Annotated in this window: 2 protein-coding genes; both read right to left on the bottom strand. The window is 47.3% G+C overall.

Translation table 11 applies throughout. The features are described from left to right. Positions 1 to 586 (bottom strand): tetratricopeptide repeat protein (locus FLP08_RS15435; protein WP_162431112.1); only part of this gene is annotated, 586 nt, incomplete at its 3' end. 18 nt (positions 587 to 604) lie between these two features. Then, the coding region (locus FLP08_RS15430) for a type IX secretion system membrane protein PorP/SprF (protein ID WP_156278069.1) at positions 605 to 847 on the bottom strand (243 nt) is incomplete at its 5' end.

The following is an 847-nucleotide window of genomic DNA, read 5'->3' as shown; positions in this document are numbered from 1 at the left end:
CCTTGTCCATCACATAGATATCCAAAAAGGGCTCACCGTTCCAGGCATAGGTCTTTTCCTTGACATCCACGCCTTCGGCACGAGCCGATACAAAATAGACCTTATCATCTTTTACGAAAACCCCAAAATCGCTTACCCCGGTATTGAAAGGGGCTGGCTGTAACTTGTAGGTAGCCTTGCTTTTGTATTCATCCCTATCGAGCATGGCCCGGATCTCTTCAGATCCCCGGCCGCTTTCCAGGTATTTTCTAAGCCACTGCCTGGACTCGTCGTAACGCTTCACCCCACGCAGGGCCTGGGCATATTTATAATAATATTCCGGAGAGAGGCTGGTATCCTCGATGACATCCCCGTAATAGTGCACGGCATTCTCAGGGCTGCGCAACCTCATGTAGGTATCGCCCAGCTTTTTGGAGTTATAAGTGACATTATATTCGTTCTCGATAAGCTCCTTGTAAACCTCGGTGGCTTCCAGGTAGGCAAAATCGTTGTAGAGCCTGTCTGCTTTTTTCTGTTTTCCGCTCTGTGCCTGCAGGCCAATAGAGCAGGAGAGAAGTAAGAGTATAAAATAGTACTGATTTTTCATGATCAACAGGTCTTAAGATTAAAAGAAACGAGGTGATTTATACCGGGTATTTTTAAACCGGAGTTCATAGATGAGCAGCACCTCATGTGATCCCGAAGTGTAAGGGCTAATGTCTGAGATCGGGTACTCATAGGCATATCCTGCCCGAAAGCCATCGAAGAGCTGAATGTCCAGGAATCCGCCAATGGCATCATCGATACGATAGTTGGCCCCCAGGTAGAACTTCTCGTTGAAGATGGTGGTGGCTGAGATATCGATAGA

This window comes from Christiangramia aestuarii (assembly GCF_009735585.1).
Lineage (GTDB): Bacteria > Bacteroidota > Bacteroidia > Flavobacteriales > Flavobacteriaceae > Christiangramia > Christiangramia aestuarii.
This window is presented reverse-complemented; position numbering and strand designations above follow the sequence as displayed.